The 24,335-nt window shown below is 40.2% G+C and carries 28 protein-coding genes and 1 tRNA gene; 28 read left to right on the top strand and 1 reads right to left on the bottom strand.

Translation table 11 applies throughout. The features are described from left to right. Window positions 1-164: 164 nt before the first annotated feature. The 22 genes from B7697_RS04055 to gap all read left to right on the top strand — a co-directional run bounded on the left by B7697_RS04055 (window position 165) and on the right by gap (window position 19,079). Window positions 165-1,223: a zinc-dependent alcohol dehydrogenase family protein gene (locus tag B7697_RS04055; protein WP_084950560.1), complete on the top strand. Its 1,059-nt coding sequence runs from the start codon at window positions 165-167 to the stop codon at window positions 1,221-1,223. A gap of 151 nt (window positions 1,224-1,374) precedes the next feature. Beyond that, window positions 1,375-1,740: a DUF1033 family protein gene (locus B7697_RS04050; RefSeq protein WP_000286406.1), complete on the top strand. Its 366-nt coding sequence runs from the start codon at window positions 1,375-1,377 to the stop codon at window positions 1,738-1,740. Window positions 1,741-1,816: 76 nt separating this feature from the next. Then, window positions 1,817-2,758: a competence type IV pilus ATPase ComGA gene (comGA, locus tag B7697_RS04045; RefSeq protein WP_084950470.1), complete on the top strand. Its 942-nt coding sequence runs from the start codon at window positions 1,817-1,819 to the stop codon at window positions 2,756-2,758. Then, on the top strand, window positions 2,706-3,722 hold the full coding sequence (comGB, locus tag B7697_RS04040; protein WP_084950468.1) for a competence type IV pilus assembly protein ComGB: 1,017 nt from the start codon (window positions 2,706-2,708) through the stop codon (window positions 3,720-3,722). The genes comGA and comGB overlap by 53 nt, the downstream gene beginning before the upstream one ends. Before the next feature lies 1 nt (window position 3,723). Beyond that, entirely contained in the window at window positions 3,724-4,047 is a 324-nt protein-coding gene (comGC, locus tag B7697_RS04035) for a competence type IV pilus major pilin ComGC (protein WP_020903620.1), read from the top strand. Then, window positions 4,010-4,444 (top strand): competence type IV pilus minor pilin ComGD, encoded by a 435-nt coding sequence (gene comGD / locus B7697_RS04030; protein WP_031233245.1) that lies wholly within the window; start codon window positions 4,010-4,012, stop codon window positions 4,442-4,444. Before comGC ends, comGD begins: the two co-directional genes overlap by 38 nt. Further along, window positions 4,407-4,709 carry a competence type IV pilus minor pilin ComGE gene (gene comGE, locus B7697_RS04025; RefSeq protein ID WP_153197443.1) on the top strand — a complete coding sequence of 101 codons (303 nt, stop codon included), beginning with the start codon at window positions 4,407-4,409 and terminating at the stop codon, window positions 4,707-4,709. The genes comGD and comGE overlap by 38 nt, the downstream gene beginning before the upstream one ends. Next, window positions 4,672-5,133, top strand: a complete 462-nt coding sequence (comGF, locus tag B7697_RS04020; RefSeq protein WP_084950467.1) for a competence type IV pilus minor pilin ComGF — start codon at window positions 4,672-4,674, stop codon at window positions 5,131-5,133. The genes comGE and comGF overlap by 38 nt, the downstream gene beginning before the upstream one ends. Further along, entirely contained in the window at window positions 5,111-5,524 is a 414-nt protein-coding gene (gene comGG / locus B7697_RS04015; RefSeq protein ID WP_000265657.1) for a competence type IV pilus minor pilin ComGG, read from the top strand. Before comGF ends, comGG begins: the two co-directional genes overlap by 23 nt. Window positions 5,525-5,556: 32 nt before the next feature. Continuing rightward, window positions 5,557-6,144, top strand: a complete 588-nt coding sequence (locus tag B7697_RS04010) for a class I SAM-dependent methyltransferase (RefSeq protein ID WP_192851470.1) — start codon at window positions 5,557-5,559, stop codon at window positions 6,142-6,144. Window positions 6,145-6,204: 60 nt separating this feature from the next. Continuing rightward, window positions 6,205-7,158, top strand: a complete 954-nt coding sequence (locus tag B7697_RS04005) for a class I SAM-dependent methyltransferase (protein ID WP_084950465.1) — start codon at window positions 6,205-6,207, stop codon at window positions 7,156-7,158. A gap of 50 nt (window positions 7,159-7,208) precedes the next feature. Beyond that, complete coding sequence (locus B7697_RS04000; RefSeq protein WP_033681099.1) at window positions 7,209-8,399, top strand: acetate kinase; 1,191 nt, start codon at window positions 7,209-7,211, stop codon at window positions 8,397-8,399. Between the two features lie 149 nt (window positions 8,400-8,548). Further along, window positions 8,549-8,920 carry a ribonuclease P protein component gene (gene rnpA / locus B7697_RS03995; RefSeq protein WP_000739245.1) on the top strand — a complete coding sequence of 124 codons (372 nt, stop codon included), beginning with the start codon at window positions 8,549-8,551 and terminating at the stop codon, window positions 8,918-8,920. After that, window positions 8,895-9,719, top strand: a complete 825-nt coding sequence (locus B7697_RS03990; protein WP_204372603.1) for a membrane protein insertase YidC — start codon at window positions 8,895-8,897, stop codon at window positions 9,717-9,719. The genes rnpA and B7697_RS03990 overlap by 26 nt, the downstream gene beginning before the upstream one ends. A 17-nt stretch (window positions 9,720-9,736) precedes the next feature. Then, window positions 9,737-10,726: an RNA-binding cell elongation regulator Jag/EloR gene (jag, locus tag B7697_RS03985; protein ID WP_049546620.1), complete on the top strand. Its 990-nt coding sequence runs from the start codon at window positions 9,737-9,739 to the stop codon at window positions 10,724-10,726. Between the two features lie 50 nt (window positions 10,727-10,776). Next, window positions 10,777-11,400 (top strand): ribonuclease P, encoded by a 624-nt coding sequence (locus B7697_RS03980; RefSeq protein ID WP_084950464.1) that lies wholly within the window; start codon window positions 10,777-10,779, stop codon window positions 11,398-11,400. A 116-nt stretch (window positions 11,401-11,516) separates the two neighbouring features. Beyond that, complete coding sequence (tkt, locus tag B7697_RS03975) at window positions 11,517-13,493, top strand: transketolase (protein ID WP_084926821.1); 1,977 nt, start codon at window positions 11,517-11,519, stop codon at window positions 13,491-13,493. A 116-nt stretch (window positions 13,494-13,609) separates the two neighbouring features. Continuing rightward, entirely contained in the window at window positions 13,610-13,909 is a 300-nt protein-coding gene (gene yajC / locus B7697_RS03970; protein WP_001069289.1) for a preprotein translocase subunit YajC, read from the top strand. A 46-nt stretch (window positions 13,910-13,955) separates the two neighbouring features. Next, window positions 13,956-14,399 carry a low molecular weight protein-tyrosine-phosphatase gene (locus tag B7697_RS03965; protein WP_000737435.1) on the top strand — a complete coding sequence of 148 codons (444 nt, stop codon included), beginning with the start codon at window positions 13,956-13,958 and terminating at the stop codon, window positions 14,397-14,399. Beyond that, on the top strand, window positions 14,386-14,796 hold the full coding sequence (locus B7697_RS03960; protein ID WP_084950462.1) for an MORN repeat-containing protein: 411 nt from the start codon (window positions 14,386-14,388) through the stop codon (window positions 14,794-14,796). The genes B7697_RS03965 and B7697_RS03960 overlap by 14 nt, the downstream gene beginning before the upstream one ends. A 300-nt stretch (window positions 14,797-15,096) precedes the next feature. Next, window positions 15,097-17,748, top strand: coding sequence for a bifunctional acetaldehyde-CoA/alcohol dehydrogenase (adhE, locus tag B7697_RS03955; protein ID WP_084950460.1), 2,652 nt, complete (start codon window positions 15,097-15,099; stop codon window positions 17,746-17,748). Between the two features lie 320 nt (window positions 17,749-18,068). Then, the gene (gene gap, locus B7697_RS03950) at window positions 18,069-19,079 is read left to right on the top strand and encodes a type I glyceraldehyde-3-phosphate dehydrogenase (protein WP_084950459.1); all 1,011 of its coding nucleotides are present in this window, start codon (window positions 18,069-18,071) and stop codon (window positions 19,077-19,079) included. A gap of 68 nt (window positions 19,080-19,147) precedes the next feature. Here the strand turns inward: gap and B7697_RS03945 are convergent, their stop codons facing one another. Beyond that, complete coding sequence (locus tag B7697_RS03945) at window positions 19,148-20,023, bottom strand: RluA family pseudouridine synthase (RefSeq protein WP_084950457.1); 876 nt, start codon at window positions 20,021-20,023, stop codon at window positions 19,148-19,150. Between the two features lie 86 nt (window positions 20,024-20,109). Between B7697_RS03945 and pbp2a the strand changes: the two genes are divergently transcribed. The 6 genes from pbp2a to B7697_RS03915 all read left to right on the top strand — a co-directional run bounded on the left by pbp2a (window position 20,110) and on the right by B7697_RS03915 (window position 24,045). Then, a complete protein-coding gene (gene pbp2a, locus B7697_RS03940; protein ID WP_084950456.1) occupies window positions 20,110-22,305 on the top strand; it encodes a penicillin-binding protein PBP2A in 2,196 nt (731 codons plus the stop codon). A 52-nt stretch (window positions 22,306-22,357) separates the two neighbouring features. After that, on the top strand, window positions 22,358-22,510 hold the full coding sequence (rpmG, locus tag B7697_RS03935; protein ID WP_001809375.1) for a 50S ribosomal protein L33: 153 nt from the start codon (window positions 22,358-22,360) through the stop codon (window positions 22,508-22,510). A 9-nt stretch (window positions 22,511-22,519) separates the two neighbouring features. After that, on the top strand, window positions 22,520-22,696 hold the full coding sequence (secE, locus tag B7697_RS03930; protein WP_001210990.1) for a preprotein translocase subunit SecE: 177 nt from the start codon (window positions 22,520-22,522) through the stop codon (window positions 22,694-22,696). Window positions 22,697-22,749: 53 nt separating this feature from the next. Further along, a complete protein-coding gene (gene nusG / locus B7697_RS03925; protein WP_000376740.1) occupies window positions 22,750-23,286 on the top strand; it encodes a transcription termination/antitermination protein NusG in 537 nt (178 codons plus the stop codon). 120 nt (window positions 23,287-23,406) lie between these two features. After that, the gene (locus tag B7697_RS03920) at window positions 23,407-23,886 is read left to right on the top strand and encodes a transcriptional regulator (protein WP_084950455.1); all 480 of its coding nucleotides are present in this window, start codon (window positions 23,407-23,409) and stop codon (window positions 23,884-23,886) included. A gap of 87 nt (window positions 23,887-23,973) precedes the next feature. Further along, a tRNA-Glu gene (locus B7697_RS03915) sits at window positions 23,974-24,045 on the top strand. Window positions 24,046-24,335 lie beyond the last annotated feature (290 nt).

Genomic DNA, 24,335 nt, shown 5'->3' with positions numbered 1-24,335 from the left:
TTCTTTGTTATGGTTCAAAGTAGATTAGCTTCTGCTTTTTTATGCAGGGTACTTTACTGGTAAATAAAAAAGTTAAGAAAATCACAAAAAGACTTGAACAAACAAATGAAAAGGCTTACAATTATATTAAAAATAGTACAAATAAAAAAACGGAGGATTGCTTTATGAAAGCCTATACTTATGTTAAACCAGGACTTGCTTCTTTTGTTGATGTAGATAAACCAGTTATTCGCAAGTCAACAGACGCTATTGTGCGTATCGTAAAAACCACTATTTGTGGAACAGACCTCCATATTATCAAAGGGGATGTTCCCGCTTGCCAAAGTGGTACCATTCTTGGTCACGAAGGGATTGGGATTGTTGAAGAAGTTGGAGAAGGAGTTTCGAATTTCAAAAAAGGCGACAAGGTCTTGATTTCTTGTGTCTGTGCCTGTGGTAAATGCTACTACTGTAAAAAAGGAATTTATGCCCATTGTGAAGACGAAGGGGGCTGGATTTTCGGTCACCTGATTGATGGTATGCAGGCTGAATATCTACGTGTCCCTCATGCAGATAACACTCTTTACCATACTCCAGAAGATTTGTCAGATGAAGCTTTGGTTATGCTATCAGACATTCTGCCTACTGGGTATGAAATTGGTGTCTTAAAAGGGAAAGTAGAACCTGGTTGTAGTGTAGCCATTATTGGTTCAGGTCCAGTTGGATTGGCTGCTCTCTTGACAGCTCAATTCTACTCACCAGCTAAATTGATTATGGTGGACTTAGACGATAACCGCTTGGAAACTGCTGTATCATTTGGTGCAACTCATAAGGTTAATTCTTCAGACCCTGAAAAAGCCATTAAAGAAATTTATGATTTGACAGATGGACGTGGTGTGGATGTTGCTATCGAAGCTGTTGGTATTCCTGCAACATTTGATTTCTGTCAAAAGATTATTGGTATAGACGGAACAGTTGCCAACTGTGGTGTGCATGGTAAACCAGTTGAATTCGATTTAGACAAACTTTGGATTCGCAACATCAATGTAACAACTGGTTTGGTATCTACAAATACCACTCCACAATTGTTGAAAGCACTTGAAAGTCATAAGATTGAACCAGAAAAATTGGTAACTCATTATTTCAAACTCAGTGAAATTGAAAAAGCCTATGAAGTCTTCAGTAAGGCAGCAGATCACCATGCCATCAAGGTCATTATCGAAAACGACATTTCTGAAGCTTAGGAAACGAAAAATTTTTATCACATAAGCAAATAGAAATTCAGTCATTCATCAGATGGCTGGATTTTTTATCAAAAAATTAAGAAATGAGCATATTTCTTTCCTTGTTTAATGGAATTAGTTATAATATACGATACAAAGGAAATGAATGAATATGTATCGTGTTATAGAAATGTATGGAGATTTTGAACCTTGGTGGTTCTTAGAAGGTTGGGAAGAAGATATTGTAGCTAGTAAGAAATTTGACCAGTATTATGATGCTCTCAAATACTACAAAACTTGCTGGTTTAGATTGGAACAAGAATCCCCTCTTTATAAAAGTAGAAGTGACTTGATGACTATTTTTTGGGATCCAGAAGACCAACGCTGGTGTGATGAATGTGACGAGTATTTACAACAATACCATTCTTTGGCTCTTTTGCAGGACGAGCAGGTTATTCCAGATGAAAAACTACGCCCAGGCTATGAAAAACAAACAGGTAAGGAAAGGCATCGTTCTTGCCGTATGAAATTAAATTAGAGAAAAAGTAACTTTTTTGGAGTTGCTTTTTTTATTTCCCCAACTCTTTGCGAATAGTATAGGTGAGGAGGTAAGTATGGTTCAAGAAATTGCACAGGAAATCATTCGTTCAGCTCGGAAAAAAGGAGCGCAAGATATTTATTTTGTCCCTAAGTTAGACGCCTATGAGCTTCATATGAGAGTAGGAGACGATCGATGCAAGATTGGCTCTTATGATTTTGAAAAGTTTGCGGCTGTCATCAGTCACTTTAAGTTTGTGGCGGGTATGAATGTTGGAGAAAAGCGACGTAGTCAACTTGGTTCCTGTGATTATGCCTATGACCGGAAGATGGCATCTCTACGTCTATCTACCGTAGGCGATTATCGAGGGCACGAGAGTTTGGTAATTCGCTTGTTGCATGATGAGGAGCAGGATTTGCATTTTTGGTTTCAGGATATTGATGAATTGGGCAAGCAGTACAGGCAACGTGGTCTCTATCTCTTTGCTGGTCCAGTCGGAAGTGGCAAAACAACCCTGATGCACGAATTAGCTAAGTCCCTTTTTAAGGGGCAACAAGTCATGTCCATCGAAGATCCTGTCGAAATCAAGCAGGACGACATGCTCCAATTGCAGTTGAATGAAGCGATTGGGCTTACCTATGAAAATCTGATTAAGCTTTCCTTACGTCATCGACCAGACCTCCTGATTATCGGAGAAATTCGGGACAGCGAGACGGCGCGTGCAGTAGTCAGAGCCAGTTTGACAGGGGCGACAGTCTTTTCAACCATCCATGCCAAGAGCATTCGAGGTGTTTATGAGCGCCTGCTGGAGTTGGGTGTGAGTGAGGAAGAGTTGGCAGTCGTTCTACAAGGAGTCTGCTATCAAAGATTAATCGGGGGAGGAGGAATCGTTGACTTTGCAAACAAAGACTATCAAGAACACCAGCCAACTAGTTGGAATGAACAGATTGACCAGCTTCTTAAGGATGGACATATCACAAGTCTTCAGGCTGAAACGGAAAAAATTAGCTACAGCTAAGCAAAAAAATATCATCACCTTGTTTAACAATCTCTTTTCCAGCGGTTTTCATCTGGTGGAAACCATCTCCTTTTTAGATAGGAGTGCTTTGTTGGACAAGCAGTGTGTGACCCAGATGCGCACGGGCTTGTCTCAAGGAAAATCATTCTCAGAAATGATGGAAAGTTTGGGGTTTTCAAGTGCCATTGTCACGCAGTTATCCCTAGCTGAGGTTCATGGGAATCTCCACCTGAGTTTGGGAAAGATAGAAGAGTATCTAGACAATCTGGCCAAGGTCAAGAAAAAACTAATTGAAGTAGCGACCTATCCTTTGATTTTGCTGGGATTTCTTCTTTTAATCATGCTGGGGCTACGGAACTATCTACTACCACAACTGGATAGTAGCAATATTGCCACCCAAATTATCGGCAATCTGCCACAAATCTTTCTAGGAATGGTAGGCCTTGTTTCAGTAGGTGTCCTTTTAGCACTAACTTTTTATAAAAGAAGTTCTAAGATGAGAGTTTTTTCTATCCTAGCACGCCTTCCCTTCTTTGGAATCTTTGTGCAGACCTATTTGACAGCCTATTATGCGCGTGAGTGGGGGAATATGATTTCGCAGGGGATGGAGCTGATGCAGATTTTTCAGATCATGCAGGAACAAGGTTCCCAGCTCTTTAAAGAAATCGGTCAAGATTTAGCTCAATCCCTACAAAATGGCCGCGAATTTTCTCAGACGATAGGAACCTATCCTTTCTTTAAGAAGGAGTTGAGTCTCATCATCGAGTATGGGGAAGTCAAGTCCAAGCTGGGTAGTGAGTTGGAAATCTATGCTGAAAAAACTTGGGAAGCCTTTTTTACCCGAGTCAACCGCACCATGAATTTGGTGCAACCGCTGGTTTTTATCTTTGTGGCTCTGATTATCGTTTTACTTTATGCGGCAATGCTCATGCCTATGTATCAAAATATGGAGGTAAATTTTTAACATGAAAAAAATGATGACATTATTGAAAAAAGCTAAGGTTAAAGCTTTTACACTTGTGGAAATGTTGGTAGTCTTGCTCATCATCAGCGTGCTTCTATTACTCTTTGTACCTAATCTGACCAAGCAAAAAGAAGCAGTCAATGACAAAGGAAAAGCTGCTGTTGTTAAGGTGGTGGAAAGCCAGGCAGAACTTTATAGCTTAGATAAGAATGAAGAAGCTAGCCTAAGCAAGTTACAAGACGATGGGCGCATCACGGAAGAACAGGCTAAAGCTTATAAAGAATACCATGCTAAACAAAATACCAGCCAAACCGTTGCAGATTAAGGCTTTTACCATGCTTGAAAGTCTCTTGATTTTGGGACTTGTGAGTATCCTTGCCTTGGGCTTGTCCGGCTCTGTTCAGTCCACTTTTGAGGCGGTAGGGGAGCAGATTTTCTTTATGGAGTTTGAAGAACTTTATCGGGAAACACAAAAACGCAGTGTAGCTAGTCAGCAAAAGACTAGTCTAAATTTAGATGGGCAGACGATCAGTAATGGCAGCCAAAAGTTGACCGTTCCTAAAGGAATTCAGGCACCATCAGGACAAAGTATCACATTTGACCGAGCTGGGGGAAATTCATCCCTGGCTAAGGTTGAATTTCAGACCAGCAAAGGAGCGATTCGTTATCAATTATATCTAGGAAATGGAAAAATTAAACGCATTAAGGAAACAAAAAATTAGGGCAGTGATTTTACTGGAAGCAGTAGTGGCTCTAGCTATCTTTGCCAGCATCGCGACGCTCCTTTTGGGACAAATTCAAAAAAATAGGCAAGAAGAAGCAAAAATCTTGCAAAAGGAAGAAGTCTTGAGGGTAGCTAAGATGGCCTTGCAGACAGGTCAAAATCAGGTAAAGATAAACGGAGTGGAGATTCAGGTGTTTTCTAGTGAAAAGGGATTGGAGGTTTATCATGGTTCAGAACAGTTGTTGGCTATCAAAGAGCCATAAGGTCAATGCTTTCACCTTGTTGGAATCACTGATTGCTCTCATTGTCATCAGTGGAAGCTTACTTCTCTTTCAAGCCATGAGTCAGCTCCTCATTTCAGAAGTTCGCTACCAGCAACAAAGCGAGCAAAAAGAGTGGCTCTTGTTTGTGGACCAGCTGGAGGCAGAATTAGATCGTTCGCAGTTCGAAAAAGTGGAAGGCAACCGCATTTATATGAAGCAGGATGGCAAGGAAATTGCAATAGGCAAGTCAAAATCAGATGATTTTCGGAAAACCGATGCCAGTGGACGAGGCTATCAGCCCATGGTTTATGGACTCAAATCAGCACAGATTACAGAGGAAAATCAAGTGGTTCGTTTTCGTTTCCAGTTTCAAAAAGGCTTAGAAAGGGAGTTCATCTATCGTGTGGAAAAAGCAAAAAGTTAAGGCAGGAGTTCTCCTCTATGCAGTCACCATGGCAGCCATCTTTAGTCTTTTGTTGCAATTTTACTTGAACCGACAAGTCGCCCACTATCAAGACTATACTTTGAATAAAGAGAAATTGGTTGCTTTTGCTATGGCTAAACGAACCAAAGATAAGGTTGAGCAAGAAAGTGGGGAACAGGCCTTTAACCTAGGTCAGGTAAGCTATCAAAACAAGAAAACAAGCTTGGTGACGACGGTTCGTACGCCTAAGAGCCAATATGAATTCATCTTTCCTTCCGTCAAAATCAAAGAAGAGAAAACGGATAAAAAGGAAAAGGTAGTGACTGATTCAAGTAATCAAGCAGAGAAGAAAAAATCAGAAGAGAAGGTTGAAAAGAAAGAGAATTTCTAGCCAATCAAGCTACTTTGTGCTAAACTAAAAATATGAAACATGATTTTAACCACAAAGCAGAAACTTTTGATTCACCTAAAAATATCTTCCTAGCAAACTTGGTTTATCAAGCTATTGAGAAACAGCTTGATCTTCTATCAGACAAAGAAATTCTGGATTTTGGTGGTGGGACGGGGCTCTTAACCTTGCCCCTAGCCAAGCAGGCTAAGTCAGTCACTCTTGTAGACATTTCTGAGAAAATGCTGGAGCAAGCTCGTTTGAAAGCGGAACAGCAAGAAATCAAGAATATCCAGTTTTTGGAGCAAGATTTACTGGAAAATCCCTTGGAGAAAGAGTTTGATCTCATTGTTGTTAGTCGGGTTCTTCACCATATGCCTGATTTGGATGCAGTTCTCTCACTGTTTCATCAGTATTTGAAGGAAGATGGGCGACTCCTTATTGCTGATTTTACCAAGACGGAGGCTAACCATCACGGCTTTGAATTGACTGAACTGGAAAAACAGCTAATTGAGAACGGTTTTTCATCTGTGCATAGTCAGATCCTCTATAGCGCTGAAGACTTGTTTCAAGGAAATTACTCAGAACTCTTTTTAACAGTAGCTCCAAAATCACTCGCCTAGTTAGGGAGTGATTTTTCTATAAGGATGGAAAAAAGAAGGGAAATTTGATAAGATAGGAATATGGATTTTGAAAAAATTGAACAAGCATATACCTATTTACTAGAGAATGTCCAAGTCATCCAAAGTGATTTGGCGACCAATTTTTATGACGCCCTGGTGGAGCAAAACAGCATCTATCTGGATGGTGAGACTGAGCTAAATCAGGTCAAGGAGAATAATCAAGCCCTTAAGCGTTTAGCGCTTCGCAAGGAAGAATGGCTCAAAACCTACCAGTTTCTCTTGATGAAGGCTGGGCAGACAGAGCCCCTACAGGCCAATCACCAGTTTACACCAGATGCCATTGCTTTACTTTTGGTGTTTATTGTGGAAGAGTTGTTTAAAGAGAAGGAGATTACGATCCTCGAAATGGGTTCTGGGATGGGAATTTTGGGCGCTACTTTCTTGACCTCGCTTGATAAAAAGGTGGATTACTTGGGAATGGAAGTGGATGATTTGCTGATTGATTTGGCGGCTAGCATGGCAGATGTAATTGGTTTGCAGGCTGGCTTTGTCCAAGGAGATGCCGTTCGTCCACAAATGCTCAAAGAAAGCGATGTGGTCATCAGCGACTTGCCTGTCGGCTATTATCCTGATGATGCCGTTGCGTCGCGCCATCAAGTTGCTTCTAGTCAAGAACATACCTACGCCCATCACTTGCTCATGGAACAAGGACTTAAGTACCTCAAGTCAGATGGATACGCTATTTTTCTCGCTCCGAGTGATTTGTTGACCAGCCCTCAAAGTGACTTGTTGAAAGGCTGGTTGAAAGAGGAGGCGAATCTAGTTGCCATGATTAGTTTGCCTGAAAATCTCTTTGCTAATGCTAAACAATCTAAGACTATTTTTATCTTACAGAAGAAAAGTGAAACAGCAGTAGATCCTTTTGTTTATCCACTTGCTAGTTTGCAAGATGCAAGTGTTTTAATGAAATTTAAAGAAAATTTTCAAAAATGGACTCAAGGTACTGAAATATAAAATAGATTTTGTTATAATAGATGAAAACGCTTAAAAAGGGGTATCATGTTATGACAAAAACAATTGCAATCAATGCGGGAAGTTCAAGTTTGAAATGGCAATTATATTTAATGCCAGAAGAAAAAGTATTGGCGAAAGGGTTGATTGAACGTATCGGTTTGAAAGATTCAATTTCAACTGTAAAATTTGATGGCCGTTCTGAACAACAAATTTTGGATATCGAAAATCATACACAAGCTGTTAAAATTTTATTGGATGATTTGATTCGTTTCGATATTATCAAGGCTTATGATGAGATTACAGGTGTTGGACACCGTGTTGTTGCAGGTGGAGAATATTTTAAAGAATCAACAGTCGTTGAGGGAGATGTTTTAGAAAAAGTTGAAGAGTTGAGCTTGTTAGCTCCTCTCCACAATCCAGCCAATGCAGCAGGTGTTCGTGCCTTCAAGGAATTGTTGCCAGACATTACCAGTGTAGTTGTTTTTGATACTTCATTCCACACAACTATGCCAGAGAAAGCTTATCGCTATCCTCTACCAACAAAATATTACACAGAAAACAAGGTTCGTAAATATGGTGCCCACGGTACAAGTCACCAGTTTGTAGCAGGAGAAGCTGCAAAACTCTTGGGACGTCCATTAGAAGATTTGAAATTGATTACTTGCCACATCGGTAATGGTGCTTCTATTACAGCAGTTAAGGGCGGTCAATCTGTTGATACTTCAATGGGATTCACTCCACTTGGTGGTGTGATGATGGGAACTCGTACAGGAGATATTGACCCAGCTATCATTCCTTACTTAATGCAATATACAGAGGACTTTAACACGCCTGAAGACATTAGTCACGTTCTTAATCGTGAATCAGGACTAATGGGGGTTTCAGGTAAATCCAGTGATATGCGTGATGTGATTGCTGCTATGGAAGAAGGGGACCACGATGCCACTTTAGCCTATGAAATGTATGTTGACCGTATCCAAAAACATATCGGTCAATACCTTGCGGTCCTAAATGGAGCAGATGCTATTATCTTTACTGCAGGTATCGGTGAAAATGCTGCAAACGTACGTGAAGATGTTATCTCAGGTATCTCTTGGTTTGGCTGTGATGTTGACCCAGAAAAGAATGTCTTTGGTGTGACAGGAGACATCTCAACAGAGGCAGCGAAAATACGTGTCCTGGTTATTCCAACAGATGAAGAATTGGTCATTGCCCGTGACGTTGAACGCTTGAAAAAATAACTAAAATCAGAAAAAATATTCAGTACAAGGAGTTGGGAAAGAGATTTTTCCAGCTTCTTTTTCTGATGGAAATGTCCAAAACCTTGCTATGATTGGCTTTTTTGAAAAATATGGTATAATAGTAGTAATTTAATAGATGGAGTTGAGTTTTGAAGAAAAACTTTCGTGTAAAAAGAGAGAAAGATTTTAAGGCGATTTTCAAGGAGGGGACAAGTTTTGCCAATCGCAAGTTTGTTGTCTACCAACTAGAAAATCAGAAAAACCATTTTCGAGTAGGTCTATCAGTTAGCAAAAAACTGGGGAATGCCGTCACTAGAAATCAAATTAAGAGACGGATTCGTCATATTATCCAGAATGCCAAAGGGAGTCTGGTAGAAGATGTCGACTTTGTTGTCATTGCTCGAAAAGGGGTCGAAACCTTGGGATACGCAGAGATGGAGAAAAATCTACTCCACGTATTAAAATTATCAAAGATTTACCAGGAAGGAAATGGGAGTGAAAAAGAAACTACAGTTGACTAGTTTGCTAGGACTGTCCCTATTGATCATGACAGCCTGTGCAACTAATGGGACAACTAGCGATATTACAGCCGATTCGGCTGATTTTTGGAGTAAATTTGTTTACTTCTTTGCGGAAATCATTCGCTTTTTGTCGTTTGATATCAGTATCGGAGTGGGAATTATCCTCTTTACGGTCTTGATTCGTACAGTTCTCTTGCCAGTCTTCCAAGTGCAAATGGTGGCTTCTAGAAAAATGCAGGAAGCTCAACCACGTATTAAGGCGCTTCGAGAACAATATCCAGGTCGAGATATAGAAAGCAGAACCAAGCTAGACCAGGAAATGCGTAAAGTCTTTAAAGAAATGGGTGTCAGACAGTCAGATTCTCTTTGGCCGATTTTGATTCAGATGCCGGTTATCTTGGCCTTGTTCCAAGCTCTATCAAGAGTTGACTTTTTAAAGACAGGTCATTTCTTATGGATTAACCTTGGTGGTGTGGATACAACTCTTGTTCTTCCGATTTTAGCAGCTGTATTTACCTTTTTAAGTACCTGGTTGTCCAACAAAGCCTTGTCTGAGCGTAATGGCGCTACGACTGCGATGATGTATGGGATTCCAGTCTTGATCTTTATCTTTGCAGTTTATGCACCAGGTGGAGTCGCCCTATACTGGACAGTGTCCAATGCTTATCAAGTCTTGCAAACCTATTTCTTGAACAATCCATTCAAGATTATCGCAGAGCGCGAGGCGGTAGTTCAGGCACAGAAAGATTTGGAAAATAGAAAAAGAAAAGCCAAGAAAAAGGCTCAGAAAACGAAATAATAAGGAGGAATCTGGTAATGGTAGTATTTACAGGTTCAACTGTTGAAGAAGCAATCCAGAAAGGATTGAAAGAATTAGATATCCCAAGACTGAAGGCTCATATCAAAGTCATTTCTCGTGAAAAAAATGGCTTTCTTGGTTTATTTGGTAAAAAACCAGCTCAAGTTGATATTGAAGCTATTAGTGAAACAACGGTCATTAAGGCAAATCAACAAGCTGTTAAGGGTGTTCCTAAAGAAATCAATGAACAAAATGAACCAGTTAAAACAGTCAGTGAAGCGACCGTTGATTTGGGGCATGTTGTTGAAGCAATTAAAAAGATTGAAGAAGAAGGCCAAGGGGTTTCTGATGAAGTCAAGGCTGAAATTTTGAAAAATGAAAAACATGCTAACACCATTTTAGAAGAAACTGGGCATATTGAGATTTTAAATGAATTACAGCTTGAAGAAGCTGGTTTCGGGGAAGAAGTAGAAACTCCGATTGTTGAGAGTCAAGCTGAACAAACTGAAAGTCAAGAATTAGAAGATTTGGGCTTAAAGGTTGAACCGAGTTTTGACATTGAACAAGTAGCTACGGAAGTAACGACTTATGTCCAAACAATCATTGATGATATGGATGTTGAGGCGACGATTTCAAATGATTATAACCGTCGTAGCATCAATTTACAAATTGATACCAATGAGCCAGGTCGTATTATCGGTTACCATGGTAAAGTTTTGAAGGCCTTACAACTATTGGCTCAAAATTATCTTTACAACCGCTATGCAAGAACCTTCTACATTACTATTAATGTCAATGATTATGTTGAACATCGTGCAGAAGTCTTGCAGACCTATGCTCAAAAATTGGCGACTCGTGTTTTAGAAGAAGGACGTAGTCATCAAACAGATCCTATGTCAAATAGTGAACGCAAGATTATTCATCGTATTATTTCACGTATGGATGGCGTGACTAGTTATTCTGAGGGTGATGAGCCAAATCGCTATGTCGTTGTAGATACAGAATAAACAAAATCAGGGTTCTCCTGATTTTTTGCTAGCTGGAGGAGATTAAATTAATGTTGAATAAGATAAGAGACTATTTAGACTTTGCTGGTTTGCAGTATCGTAATCCGGATAAGTCTGGAGATGAGCGAGAGAAGATGTTGGAATTGCGCCACAAAGGTCAAGAGGCACGAAAGGCTTTTACAGAACTGGCTAAAGCCTTTCAAGCAAGCCATCCAGAATGGCAACTCCAACAGACTAGCCAGTGGATGAATCAGGCGCAGTGTTTGCGACCACATTTCTGGGTCTATCTACAGAGAGACGGACAAATGACAGAGCCAATGTTGGCCTTACGTTTGTACGGGACATCTACTGATTTTGGAATTTCTTTAGAAGTCAGTTTCATCGAGCGCAAGAAAGATGACCAAACTCTAGGCAAGCAAGCCAAGGTTTTAGAAATTCCAACCGTTGAAGGGATTTATTATCTAGTCTACTCTAATGGTCAAAGTCAAAGATGGGAGGCGAACGAAAAAAATCGTCAAATTTTAAGAAATAAACTATCCAATCAGGAAGTCCGAAAAGTGTTAGTTAAGGCAGATGTTTCTTTTATAGAAACCCAGTCATTAGAAATGATTTTAGAAAAGTTAGAAGATGCTTATGAACGCTTGCTTCCCTACTATCAGGCGACAAGAGAGTAGAAAATAGGAGACTTATCTAGCGTCGAATTGTTTAATTGCTATTCTATGTATTTTTTCATATAATAGTAAAATAGAATGTGTGATACAATAATCACTTCAAATAGAAAGGAAATTCTATGTCAAATCTATCTGTTAATGCAATCCGTTTCCTAGGTATTGACGCTATCAACAAAGCCAACTCAGGTCACCCAGGTGTGGTTATGGGAGCGGCTCCGATGGCTTACAGCCTCTTTACAAAACAACTTCGTATCAATCCAGCTCAACCAAACTGGATCAACCGCGACCGCTTTATTCTTTCAGCAGGTCATGGTTCAATGCTTCTTTATGCCCTTCTTCACCTTTCTGGTTTTGAAGATGTTAGCATGGATGAGATTAAGAGCTTCCGTCAGTGGGGTTCAAAAACACCAGGTCACCCAGAATTTGGACATACAGCAGGGATTGATGCTACAACAGGTCCTCTAGGGCAAGGTATTTCAACTGCCACTGGTTTTGCCCAGGCAGAACGTTTCTTGGCAGCCAAATATAACCGCGAAGGCTACAATATCTTTGACCACTATACTTATGTTATCTGTGGAGACGGAGACTTGATGGAAGGTGTCTCAAGCGAGGCGGCTTCATACGCAGGTCTGCAAAAACTAGACAAGTTGGTTGTTCTTTATGATTCAAATGATATCAACTTGGATGGTGAGACAAAGGATTCCTTTACAGAAAGTGTTCGTGACCGTTACAATGCCTACGGTTGGCATACTGCCTTGGTTGAAGATGGAACAGACTTGGAAGCTATTCATGCTGCTATCGAAACAGCTAAAGCTTCAGGCAAGCCATCTTTGATTGAAGTGAAGACTGTTATTGGATACGGTTCTCCAAACAAACAAGGAACTAATGCTGTACACGGTGCTCCTCTTGGAGCAGATGAAACTGCAGCAACTCGTCAAGCCCTTGGTTGGGAATACGAACCATTTGAAATCCCAGAACAAGTATATGCTGATTTCAAAGAACATGTTGCAGACCGTGGTGCATCAGCTTATGAAGCATGGGCAAAACTAGTCGCAGATTACAAAGAAGCGCATCCAGAATTGGCTGCAGAAGTAGAAGCCATCATCGATGGACGTGATCCAGTTGAAGTGACTCCAGCAGACTTCCCAGCATTAGAAAATGGCTTCTCTCAAGCAACTCGTAACTCGAGTCAGGATGCTTTGAACGTTGTGGCAGCTAAGTTACCAACCTTCTTAGGTGGATCAGCTGACCTAGCTCACTCAAACATGACTTATATCAAGACTGACGGACTTCAAGACGATACTAATCGCTTGAACCGTAACATTCAGTTTGGTGTTCGTGAATTTGCAATGGGAACTATCTTGAACGGGATGGCCCTTCACGGTGGACTTCGTGTATACGGTGGAACTTTCTTCGTCTTCTCTGACTATGTGAAGGCAGCTGTTCGCTTGTCAGCCTTACAAGGACTTCCTGTGACTTATGTCTTTACCCACGATTCTATTGCGGTTGGGGAAGACGGTCCGACTCACGAACCAGTTGAGCACTTAGCAGGTCTTCGTGCTATGCCAAATCTAAATGTTTTCCGTCCAGCAGATGCGCGTGAAACGCAAGCGGCTTGGTACCTTGCAGTGACAAGTGAAAAAACACCAACTGCCCTTGTCTTGACACGTCAAAACTTGACTGTTGAAGAAGGAACAGACTTCGACAAGGTTGCAAAAGGTGCCTATGTTGTCTATGAAAATGCATCAGACTTTGATACCATCTTGATTGCGACAGGTTCAGAGGTTAATCTTGCTGTCTCAGCTGCTAAAGAATTGGCTAGTCAAGGTGCAAAAGTCCGCGTAGTCAGCATGCCATCTACAGATGTCTTTGATAAACAACATGCAGCATACAAGGAAGAAATTCTTCCAAATGCAGTTCGTCGTCGTGTCGCAGTCGAAATGGGTGCAACTCAAAACTGGTACAAATATGTTGGACTAGATGGTGCCGTTCTAGGTATTGATACCTTCGGAGCCTCTGCTCCAGCACCAAAAGTATTGGCAGAATATGGCTTTACTGTTGAAAATCTTGTAAAAGTCGTTCAAAATTTGAAATAACCCTAAGAATCAGAGCGCAAGCTCTGGTTTTTCTTACTAGAAAAGCAAGGTACAATCTTGTAAAAGTAGCTGAAATTTGATATAGTAGTCCTATGTAAAAGACAAAGGAGAATACAATGAATCCAAATTATACATTTTTAATTATGCTTGTAGCGATGTTAGGCTTGATGTTCTTTATGCAACGCTCTCAAAAGAAACAAGCGCAAAAACGTATGGAAAGCTTAAATAAACTACAAAAAGGCTATGAAGTGATTACAATCGGTGGCCTTTACGGAACAGTCGATGAAGTAGATACGGAGAAGAGAACGATTGTTCTTGATGTAGATGGAGTTTACTTGACTTTTGAACTAGCTGCTATCAAGACAGTATTACCGCTGAAAGAAACAGCTTCACTAGAAGGCGCAATTGAAAAATAAGACGGGATCACGAACTCCCGTTTTTCTATAAAAGAAAGGAAATGGGATGAAAAAACTAGTCTTTGTCTGTCTGGGAAATATTTGCCGCAGTCCTATGGCTGAGTTTGTTATGAAATCAATGACAGATAATTATGAAATCCAAAGTCGAGCGACTTCCTCTTGGGAACATGGCAATCCGATTCATAAGGGAACTCAAGGGATTTTTAAACAGTATGAGATTCCTTATGAAAAATGCAAGACATCGCTTCAGATTAGTAAGGAAGATTTTGAAGCCTTTGATTATATTATCGGTATGGATGCTTCAAATGTTTCTGACTTACGTCAGATGTGTCCAGCAGACTGTAAAGATAAGATTTACTCATTCGCATCTGAAAGTGTTCCAGATCCTTGGTATACAGGAGATTTTGAGGAAACCTATCAGCGTGTTCAAGAGGGTTGTCAAGCTTGGTTAGAACGTTTAGAAAAGGGGAGTGAAGATGGAAAATCTTAAGAATTTTTACGACAAGTATCGTATCTATCTGACTCGTCCACGTTTAGAGCTTTTAGCAGTAGTTGCCATTGTTTTTTGTGCTGTACTCGTCTTTTTTCTAAATATTCCCGGAAAAGGCGTTCTAAAGCTTGATAATGGAACGATTGTTTACGATGGCAGTCTTGTACGTGGTAAAATGAATGGCCAAGGTACCATTACTTTCCAAAATGGGGACCAGTATACTGGTGGTTTCAACAATGGAGCCTTCAACGGAAAAGGTACCTTTCAATCTAAAGAAGGCTGGACCTACGAAGGTGATTTTGTAAATGGTCAGGCTGAAGGAAAAGGGAAACTAACAACAGAACAAGAAGTCGTTTATGAAGGGACTTTTAAACAAGGCGTTTTTCAACAAAAATAAAGCCTCCTTATCAAAGGAGGTATTGTTATCATTTAAAAGTAAGCGCTTACTAGAAAATCTATCTCTTTCCAAGCTCCTCTTCCAATCAAGCTTGTGAAATAAAAAAATATTTGAAATTCATTTCACAAACTCTAAAGAAAAAACTTGATAAGTAAAGAAAATGAGAAAAAATTCACAAACAATAAAAAATTCTTTGTGAAATGTTTATGAAACTGTTTACAAAGTTGAAATAATGCGTTATAATAAACTTGTGAAAAAATTAACAAAGGATATCGATCCTTGAAAGCTATGGAGGAAAATATGGCTGATAAAAAAACTGTGACACCAGAAGAAAAGAAACTCGCTGCTGAAAAGCATGTCGATGGCTTGGTGCAAAAAGCTTTAGTTGCTCTTGAGGAAATGCGTAAACTCGACCAAGAACAGGTCGACTACATCGTAGCTAAAGCGTCAGTGGCAGCTTTGGATGCCCACGGAGAATTGGCTTTACATGCCTTTGAAGAAACAGGACGTGGTGTATTTGAAGATAAAGCAACTAAGAACTTGTTTGCTTGTGAACACGTAGTAAACAACATGCGCCACACTAAGACAGTTGGCGTTATCGAAGAAGACGATGTAACAGGTTTGACTCTTATTGCTGAACCAGTTGGTGTTGTCTGTGGTATCACTCCAACAACAAACCCAACATCAACAGCAATCTTCAAATCATTGATTTCATTGAAGACACGTAATCCAATCGTTTTTGCCTTCCACCCATCAGCTCAAGAATCATCAGCTCACGCGGCTCAAATCGTTCGTGATGCTGCGATTAAAGCAGGAGCTCCTGAAAACTGTGTACAGTGGATCACGGAACCATCTATGGAAGCAACTAGTGCACTTATGAACCACGAAGGTGTTGCCACAATCCTTGCAACAGGTGGTAATGCCATGGTTAAAGCCGCATACTCATGTGGTAAACCAGCTCTTGGGGTAGGTGCCGGAAACGTTCCCGCTTATGTTGAAAAATCAGCTAACATCCGCCAAGCTGCACACGATATCGTCATGTCTAAATCATTTGATAACGGTATGGTCTGTGCATCTGAACAAGCGGTTATCATTGATAAAGAAATTTATGATGAATTTGTAGCAGAGTTCAAATCTTACCACACTTACTTTGTAAACAAAAAAGAAAAAGCTCTTCTTGAAGAATTCTGCTTCGGCGTGAAAGCAAACAGCAAAAACTGTGCTGGTGCGAAATTGAACGCTGACATCGTTGGTAAGCCAGCAACTTGGATTGCTGAACAAGCTGGATTTACAGTTCCAGAAGGAACAAACATTCTTGCTGCAGAATGTAAAGAAGTTGGTGAAAATGAGCCATTGACTCGTGAAAAATTGTCACCAGTTATCGCAGTTTTGAAATCTGAAAGCCGTGAAGATGGTATTGCCAAAGCTCGTCAAATGGTTGAATTTAACGGTCTTGGGCACTCAGCAGCCATCCACACAGCTGATGAAGAATTGACTAAAGAATTTGGTAAAGCTGTTAAAGCTATTCGTGTTATCTGTAACTCACCTTCTACTTTCGGTGGTATCGGGGACGTTTACAATGCCTTCTTGCCATCATTGACACTCGGATGTGGTTCTTACGGACGTAACTCAGTTGGGGATAACGTTAGTGCCATTAACCTCTTGAATATCAAAAAAGTCGGAAGACGGAGAAATAACATGCAATGGATGAAACTTCCTTCAAAAACATACTTTGAACGTGATTCAATTCAATACCTTCAAAAATGTCGTGACGTTGAACGTGTCATGATCGTTACTGACCATGCCATGGTAGAGCTTGGTTTCCTTGATCGTATCATCGAACAACTTGACCTTCGTCGCAATAAGGTTGTTTACCAAATCTTTGCTGATGTAGAACCAGATCCAGATATCACTACAGTTGAACGTGGTACTGAAATCATGCGTGCCTTCAAACCAGATACAATCATCGCTCTCGGTGGTGGTTCACCAATGGATGCTGCTAAAGTAATGTGGCTCTTCTACGAGCAACCAGAAGTGGACTTCCGTGACCTTGTACAAAAATTCATGGATATCCGTAAACGCGCCTTCAAGTTCCCATTGCTTGGTAAGAAGACTAAATTCATCGCTATCCCAACTACATCTGGTACAGGATCTGAAGTAACACCATTTGCTGTTATCTCTGATAAAGCAAACAACCGTAAATATCCAATCGCTGACTACTCATTGACACCAACTGTGGCAATCGTAGACCCTGCTTTGGTATTGACAGTTCCTGGATTTGTTGCTGCTGACACTGGTATGGACGTATTGACCCACGCGACTGAAGCTTACGTATCACAAATGGCTAGCGACTACACTGACGGTCTTGCGCTTCAAGCCATCAAACTTGTATTCGAAAACCTTGAAAGCTCAGTTAAGAATGCAGACTTCCACTCACGTGAGAAAATGCATAACGCTTCAACAATCGCTGGTATGGCCTTTGCCAATGCCTTCCTAGGTATTTCTCACTCAATGGCCCATAAGATTGGTGCGCAATTCCACACAATCCACGGTCGTACTAATGCTATCTTGCTTCCATACGTCATCCGCTACAACGGTACACGTCCAGCTAAGACAGCAACATGGCCTAAGTACAACTACTACCGTGCAGATGAAAAATACCAAGATATCGCACGCATGCTTGGACTTCCAGCTTCTACTCCAGAGGAAGGTGTGGAATCTTACGCAAAAGCTGTCTACGAACTTGGTGAGCGCGTAGGTATCCAAATGAACTTCAAAGCACAAGGAATCGATGAAAAAGAATGGAAAGAACATTCTCGTGAATTGGCCTTCCTTGCTTATGAAGACCAATGTTCACCTGCAAACCCACGTCTTCCAATGGTTGACCATATGCAAGAAATCATCGAAGATTCTTACTATGGCTACAAAGAAAGACCAGGACGCCGTAAATAATTGTTATCAGCCTAGAGGCAGGAATTATCCTGTCTCTTTTCTTGTGGAATTGGAGTGTTGAAAATAATTTTTAGCTTTTCTATTTTCACTTTTCATCTGAAAAGGAAAGTGGGAAATGACTAGGTAGACAAAGAAAGACAGCAGTATAGGCTTTTGAAGGAGAAAGAAAAATAAGTGGGGTATGGACAAAAAACAACGCCCGTACTTGCAATTAAATTTAAATAGTTATATAATAGGTTTGTTGAAAGGTGATTTGTAGTGATTCAAGTTACTCTTTTCACAATAAAAATTTCATGATTTTCATAAGGAGGAAATCACTAATGGTAGTTAAAGTTGGTATTAACGGTTTCGGACGTATCGGTCGTCTTGCTTTCCGTCGTATCCAAAACGTAGAAGGTGTTGAAGTTACTCGTATCAACGACCTTACAGATCCAGTTATGCTTGCACACTTGTTGAAATACGACACAACTCAAGGTCGTTTCGACGGTACTGTTGAAGTTAAAGAAGGTGGATTTGAAGTTAACGGTAAATTCATCAAAGTTTCTGCTGAACGTGATCCAGAACAAATCGACTGGGCTAACGACGGTGTAGAAATCGTTCTTGAAGCTACTGGTTTCTTTGCTAAGAAAGCAGCTGCTGAAAAACACTTGCACGCTGGTGGAGCTAAAAAAGTTGTTATCACTGCTCCTGGTGGAAACGGCGTTAAAACAGTTGTATTCAACACTAACCACGACGTTCTTGACGGTACTGAAACAGTTATCTCAGGTGCTTCATGTACTACAAACTGCTTGGCTCCAATGGCTAAAGCTCTTCAAGACAACTTTGGTGTTGTTGAAGGATTGATGACTACTATTCACGCTTACACTGGTGACCAAATGATCCTTGACGGACCACACCGTGGTGGTGACCTTCGCCGTGCTCGCGCTGGTGCTGCAAACATCGTTCCTAACTCAACTGGTGCTGCAAAAGCTATCGGTCTTGTAATCCCAGAATTGAACGGTAAACTTGACGGATCTGCACAACGCGTTCCAACTCCAACTGGATCAGTTACTGAATTGGTAGCAGTTCTTGAAAAGAACGTTACTGTTGATGAAGTGAACGCAGCTATGAAAGCAGCTTCAAACGAATCATACGGTTACACAGAAGATCCAATCGTATCTTCAGATATCGTAGGTATGTCTTACGGTTCATTGTTTGACGCAACTCAAACTAAAGTTCTTGACGTTGACGGTAAACAATTGGTTAAAGTTGTATCATGGTACGACAACGAAATGTCATACACTGCACAACTTGTTCGTACTCTTGAATACTTCGCAAAAATCGCTAAATAATTCTTGAGTCGATAAAAAGCAAGGCCTCTTGGTCTTGCTTTTTAAATATTTAAAAATGGATGACGGAATCATCCATTCTTTTTTAATTCTTTTTCAAAAGTATCTGAAAGGGCATTGAAGCTTAATTTCTCTAATGTAAGCGGATGGGTAAAGGACAGTCGAAAGGCATGAAGCATAAGCCGACTTGATTTTGATTTACTATTATAGAGAGGGTCACCCAGGATCGGGAAGTTATGATGCGAAAGGTGCACACGAATCTGATGGGTTCGCCCTGTCTTTAGCTTGCAACGAACCAAGGAAGTTTTGTTTGGGAATTGCTTTAATCTGCTTACATGTGTTTCAGCATATTGCCCATTTTTTGTATCAACTATCCTTTTTCTGCGGTCATGGCGATCACGCCCAATTTTGTCTTTGAAAACAAGTTCTTTTCTGTTGATATGTCCGTCGATCTGTGCCCAATATTCCCTAGAAATCTCTTTTTTCTCCAGTAAGCGATTGAGAATAGGCAGGATAAAAGGATTTTTGGCAAAGAGAACCAAGCCACTGGTTTCCATGTCTAGACGATGAACGACATAGCAGGTTTGGCCAACATAGGCACTGACATGATTAAGAAGGGCGATTTCGTTTGGCTGATTACCATGCGTTTTCATCCCCTCTGGTTTGTTTACAATAACTAAGTGTTGATCTTGATAAACTTCCTGAACTAAGTCTGGGTTGCCCCAAGGAATTTCTTTTTCGGGATAATCTTCCTCGTCAAAAGTCAACTGGCAAATATCTCCAGGATTTACGATTTCGTTCCAGTGGACTTCTTCTTTATTTATCAAAATGTGTTTCTTGATTCTCAAAAAATGACGGATTTTTCTAGGGATGAGGAGTTGTTCCTCAAGTAATTGCTTTACCGTCATTTGAGGTAGAGAGTCTGGTAATGTAAATGTGAATTGCATACAGATATTGTAACAAAAAAAGCCCTATTTGGATAGGAAATAGCTAAATTCTTGTCTTCCTATGATGAAGATGATAAAATAAACGCATGAAATTAGATAAATTATTTGAGAAATTTCTTTCTCTTTTTAGAAAAGAAACAAGTGGACTAGAGGACTCTGATTCTACTAGCTTACGTCGCTCTCGTAGTGATCGAAAAAAATTAGCCCAAGTGGGTCCGGTTCGAAAATTCTGGCGTCGCTATCATCTAACAAAGATTGTCCTTATACTAGGTTTGAGTGCGAGCTTGCTAGTTGGAACCTATTTGTTTGCTGTAGCCAAGTCAACCAATGTCAATGATTTGCAAAATGCCTTGAAAACTCGAACACTCATTTTTGACCGTGAAGAAAAGGAGGCAGGTGCATTGTCTGGTCAAAAAGGAACTTATGTTGAATTGACTGATATCAGTAAAAATTTGCAGAATGCCGTTATTGCGACAGAAGACCGTTCTTTCTATAAAAATGACGGGATTAACTATGGTCGTTTCTTCTTGGCTATTGTCACTGCTGGTCGTTCAGGTGGTGGCTCTACTATTACCCAACAGCTGGCTAAAAATGCCTATCTGTCGCAGGATCAAACTGTTGAGAGAAAAGCGAAAGAATTTTTCCTTGCTTTAGAATTAACAAAAAAATATAGTAAGGATCAAATTCTAACCATGTACCTTAACAACGCTTATTTTGGAAATGGTGTGTGGGGTGTAGAAGATGCGAGTAAGAAATACTTTGGAGTTTCTGCATCAGAAGTGAGTCTGGATCAAGCTGCGACTCTGGCAGGAATGCTAAAGGGGCCGGAACTGTATAATCCTTTGAATTCTGTAGAAGATTCTACCAATCGTCGCGATACTGTTTTGCAGAATATGCTTGCAGCGGGTTACATTGATAAAAACCAAGAAACCGAAGCAGCAGAAGTTGATATGACTTCGCAATTGCACGATAAGTATGAGGGAAAAATCTCAGATTACCGCTATCCTTCTTACTTTGATGCGGTTGTTAATGAAGCTGTTTCCAAGTATAATCTAACAGAGGAAGAAATCGTAAATAATGGCTACCGCATTTACACAGAGCTGGACCAAAACTACCAAGCAAATATGCAGGTTGTCTATGAAAATACAGCTCTATTTCCTAGGGCAGAGGATGGAACATTTGCTCAATCAGGAAGTGTAGCTCTCGAACCGAAAACAGGTGGAGTTCGTGGAGTTGTCGGTCAGGTTGCTGGCAATGATAAAACTGGATTCCGGAATTTCAACTATGCAACTCAATCAAAACGTAGCCCTGGTTCTACAATTAAGCCTTTAGTTGTTTATACGCCTGCAGTTGAAGCTGGCTGGGCTTTGAATAAGCAGTTGGATAACCATACCATGCAGTATGACAGCTATAAGGTTGATAACTATGCAGGGATCAAAACGAGTCGAGAAGTTCCTATGTATCAAGCCTTGGCAGAATCGCTTAATCTGCCTGCTGTTGCCACTGTTAATGATTTGGGCGTTGATAAGGCTTTTGAGGCGGGCGAAAAATTCGGACTCAACATGGAAAAGGTCGATCGTGTTCTTGGTGTCGCCTTGGGAAGCGGTGTTGAAACCAACCCTCTTCAAATGGCTCAAGCATATGCTGCCTTTGCAAATGAAGGTTTAATGCCGGAAGCTCATTTTATTAGTAGAATTGAAAATGCTAGTGGTCAGGTCATTGCGAGCCATAAAAATTCACAAAAACGGGTGATTGATAAGTCTGTAGCTGACAAGATGACCAGTATGATGTTGGGAACATTTACAAACGGAACAGGTATTAGTTCATCACCTGCAGACTATGTCATGGCAGGAAAAACAGGAACAACTGAAGCTGTTTTTAATCCGGAATACACAAGTGACCAGTGGGTGATTGGTTATACACCGGATGTAGTGATTAGTCACTGGCTTGGTTTCCCTACGACTGATGAAAATCACTATCTAGCAGGATCTACTTCAAACGGTGCAGCCCATGTCTTTAGAAACATTGCCAATACCATTTTACCTTATACGCCAGGAAGTACCTTTACAGTTGAAAATGCGTATAAGCAAAATGGAATTGCACCAGCCAATACAAGAAATCAAGTACAGAGTAATGAAGAAAATCAGGCGGATAATAGCCTTTCTGATATTAGAAGTCGTGCACAAAATCTGGTAGATGAGGCTAGCCGTGCTATCTCGGATGCTAAAATTAAGGAAAAGGCTCAAACGATATGGGATTCGGTAGTCAATCTATTTCGTTAAGATGCTTGTCAAAGCCTAGCTTTCTTGTTATAATAGATAGGATGGAGGCGTTATGGCACTAAAAAAAGCAAGCCTAGCTTGTGCGGTTTGTGGTTCGAGAAACTATTCAATCAAGATCAGCGGAAACCCCAAGCCAACACGACTAGAAGTAAATAAATTTTGTAAACATTGTGGTAAGTACACTACACACAGAGAAACGAGATAGGAGAGAGCGATGCGTTTTATTGGAGATATTTTTAGACTTCTTAAAGACACAACATGGCCAACTCGCAAGGAAAGCTGGAGAGATTTTCGTTCTATCATGGAATACACTGCTTTCTTTGTTGTGATTATTTATATTTTTGACAAGTTGATTGTTTCAGGTTTGATTCGATTTATTAACATTTTTTAGAAGACCTGTGGAGTTATTCACGCTAGAAATCTTCTATTATGAAAGGAAGTATCATGGATAGTTTTGATAAAGGATGGTTTGTCTTACAAACCTATTCTGGTTATGAAAATAAGGTAAAAGAAAATCTATTGCAACGTGCACAAACCTACAATATGTTGGATAATATTTTACGTGTTGAAATTCCAACACAAACAGTGCAAGTTGAAAAAAATGGAAAGAGAAAAGAAGTAGAAGAGAATCGCTTTCCAGGTTATGTTCTTGTAGAAATGGTGATGACAGATGAAGCTTGGTTTGTTGTTCGAAACACACCAAACGTTACAGGATTCGTCGGATCTCACGGAAATAGATCAAAACCAACTCCATTATTGGAACAAGAAATCCGTGATATCTTGGTTTCTATGGGACAAACTGTACAAGAGTTTGATATCGATGTTGAAGTTGGTCAAACTGTACGTATCATTGATGGTGCTTTTGCAGACTATACTGGTAAGATTACAGAGATTGATAACAATAAAGTGAAGATGATTATCTCTATGTTTGGTAATGACACAGTTGCAGAAGTAAACCTAAACCAAATTGCAGAATTATAACCCAAAGAGAGGCAAGACCTCTCTTTTTTGTGCAGTTTAGACGGTGTAGGGAACAGAATGGATGAAACGTGCCAAAAGTGTTTCTGAATCTGTTAGACTGTATCTAGAAAGGGGGACGTTATGTTTAAAGAATTGTATAAAGAAGTCCAGGGAATTGTGTATAAGAGTAGAAATGAATATTACTTGCATTTATGGGAACTATCGGATTGGGACCAAGAGGGTATGCTCTGCTTACATGAATTGATCAGTAGAGAAGAAGAGCTAGTAGAAGATATTCCTCGTTTACGAAAATACTTCAAAACTAAATTCCGTAATCGAATTTTAGACCATATCCGTAAACAAGAAAGCCAGAAGCGTAGATATGATAAAGAACCTTATGAAGAAGTAGGTGAAATTAGTCATCGTATCAGTGAGGGAGGTCTGTGGCTAGATGAGTATTATCTCTTTCATGAGACACTACGAGATTATAGAAACAAACAAAGTAAAGACAAACAAGAAGAGTTAGAGCGCGTCTTAAGACATGAACGCTTCCGAGGACGTCAAAGAGTATTAAGAGACTTACGTATTGTGTTTAAGGAGTTTGATATCCGTACACACTAGGAAGTCATGCAAAAAATAAAAAAGTTTAAAAAAGTAGTTGACAAGTCTGAAAAAGTCTGTATAATAGTAAGAGTTGAAAACAACTCTGGTCCGTTGGTCAAGGGGTTAAGACACCGCCTTTTCACGGCGGTAACACGGGTTCGAATCCCGTACGGACTATGGTGTATTGTGGTTGAAGCACTTGATGAAAAAAGATTAAAAAAAGTTTCAAAAAAGTGTTGACAAACGAAAGCGGCCGTGATATACTAATATAGTTGTCACTTGAGAGAAGTGAGTGACAAAGACCTTTGAAAACTGAACAAGACGAACCAATGTGCAGGGCACTACAACAATTGTTGTAGTACTGAACAATGAAAAAAAACAATAAATCTGTCAGTGACAGAAATGAGTGAGAACTCAAACTTTTAATGAGAGTTTGATCCTGGCTCAGGACGAACGCTGGCGGCGTG

It is taken from the genome of Streptococcus mitis (assembly GCF_002096895.1).
Lineage (GTDB): Bacteria > Bacillota > Bacilli > Lactobacillales > Streptococcaceae > Streptococcus > Streptococcus mitis_AH.
This window is presented reverse-complemented; position numbering and strand designations above follow the sequence as displayed.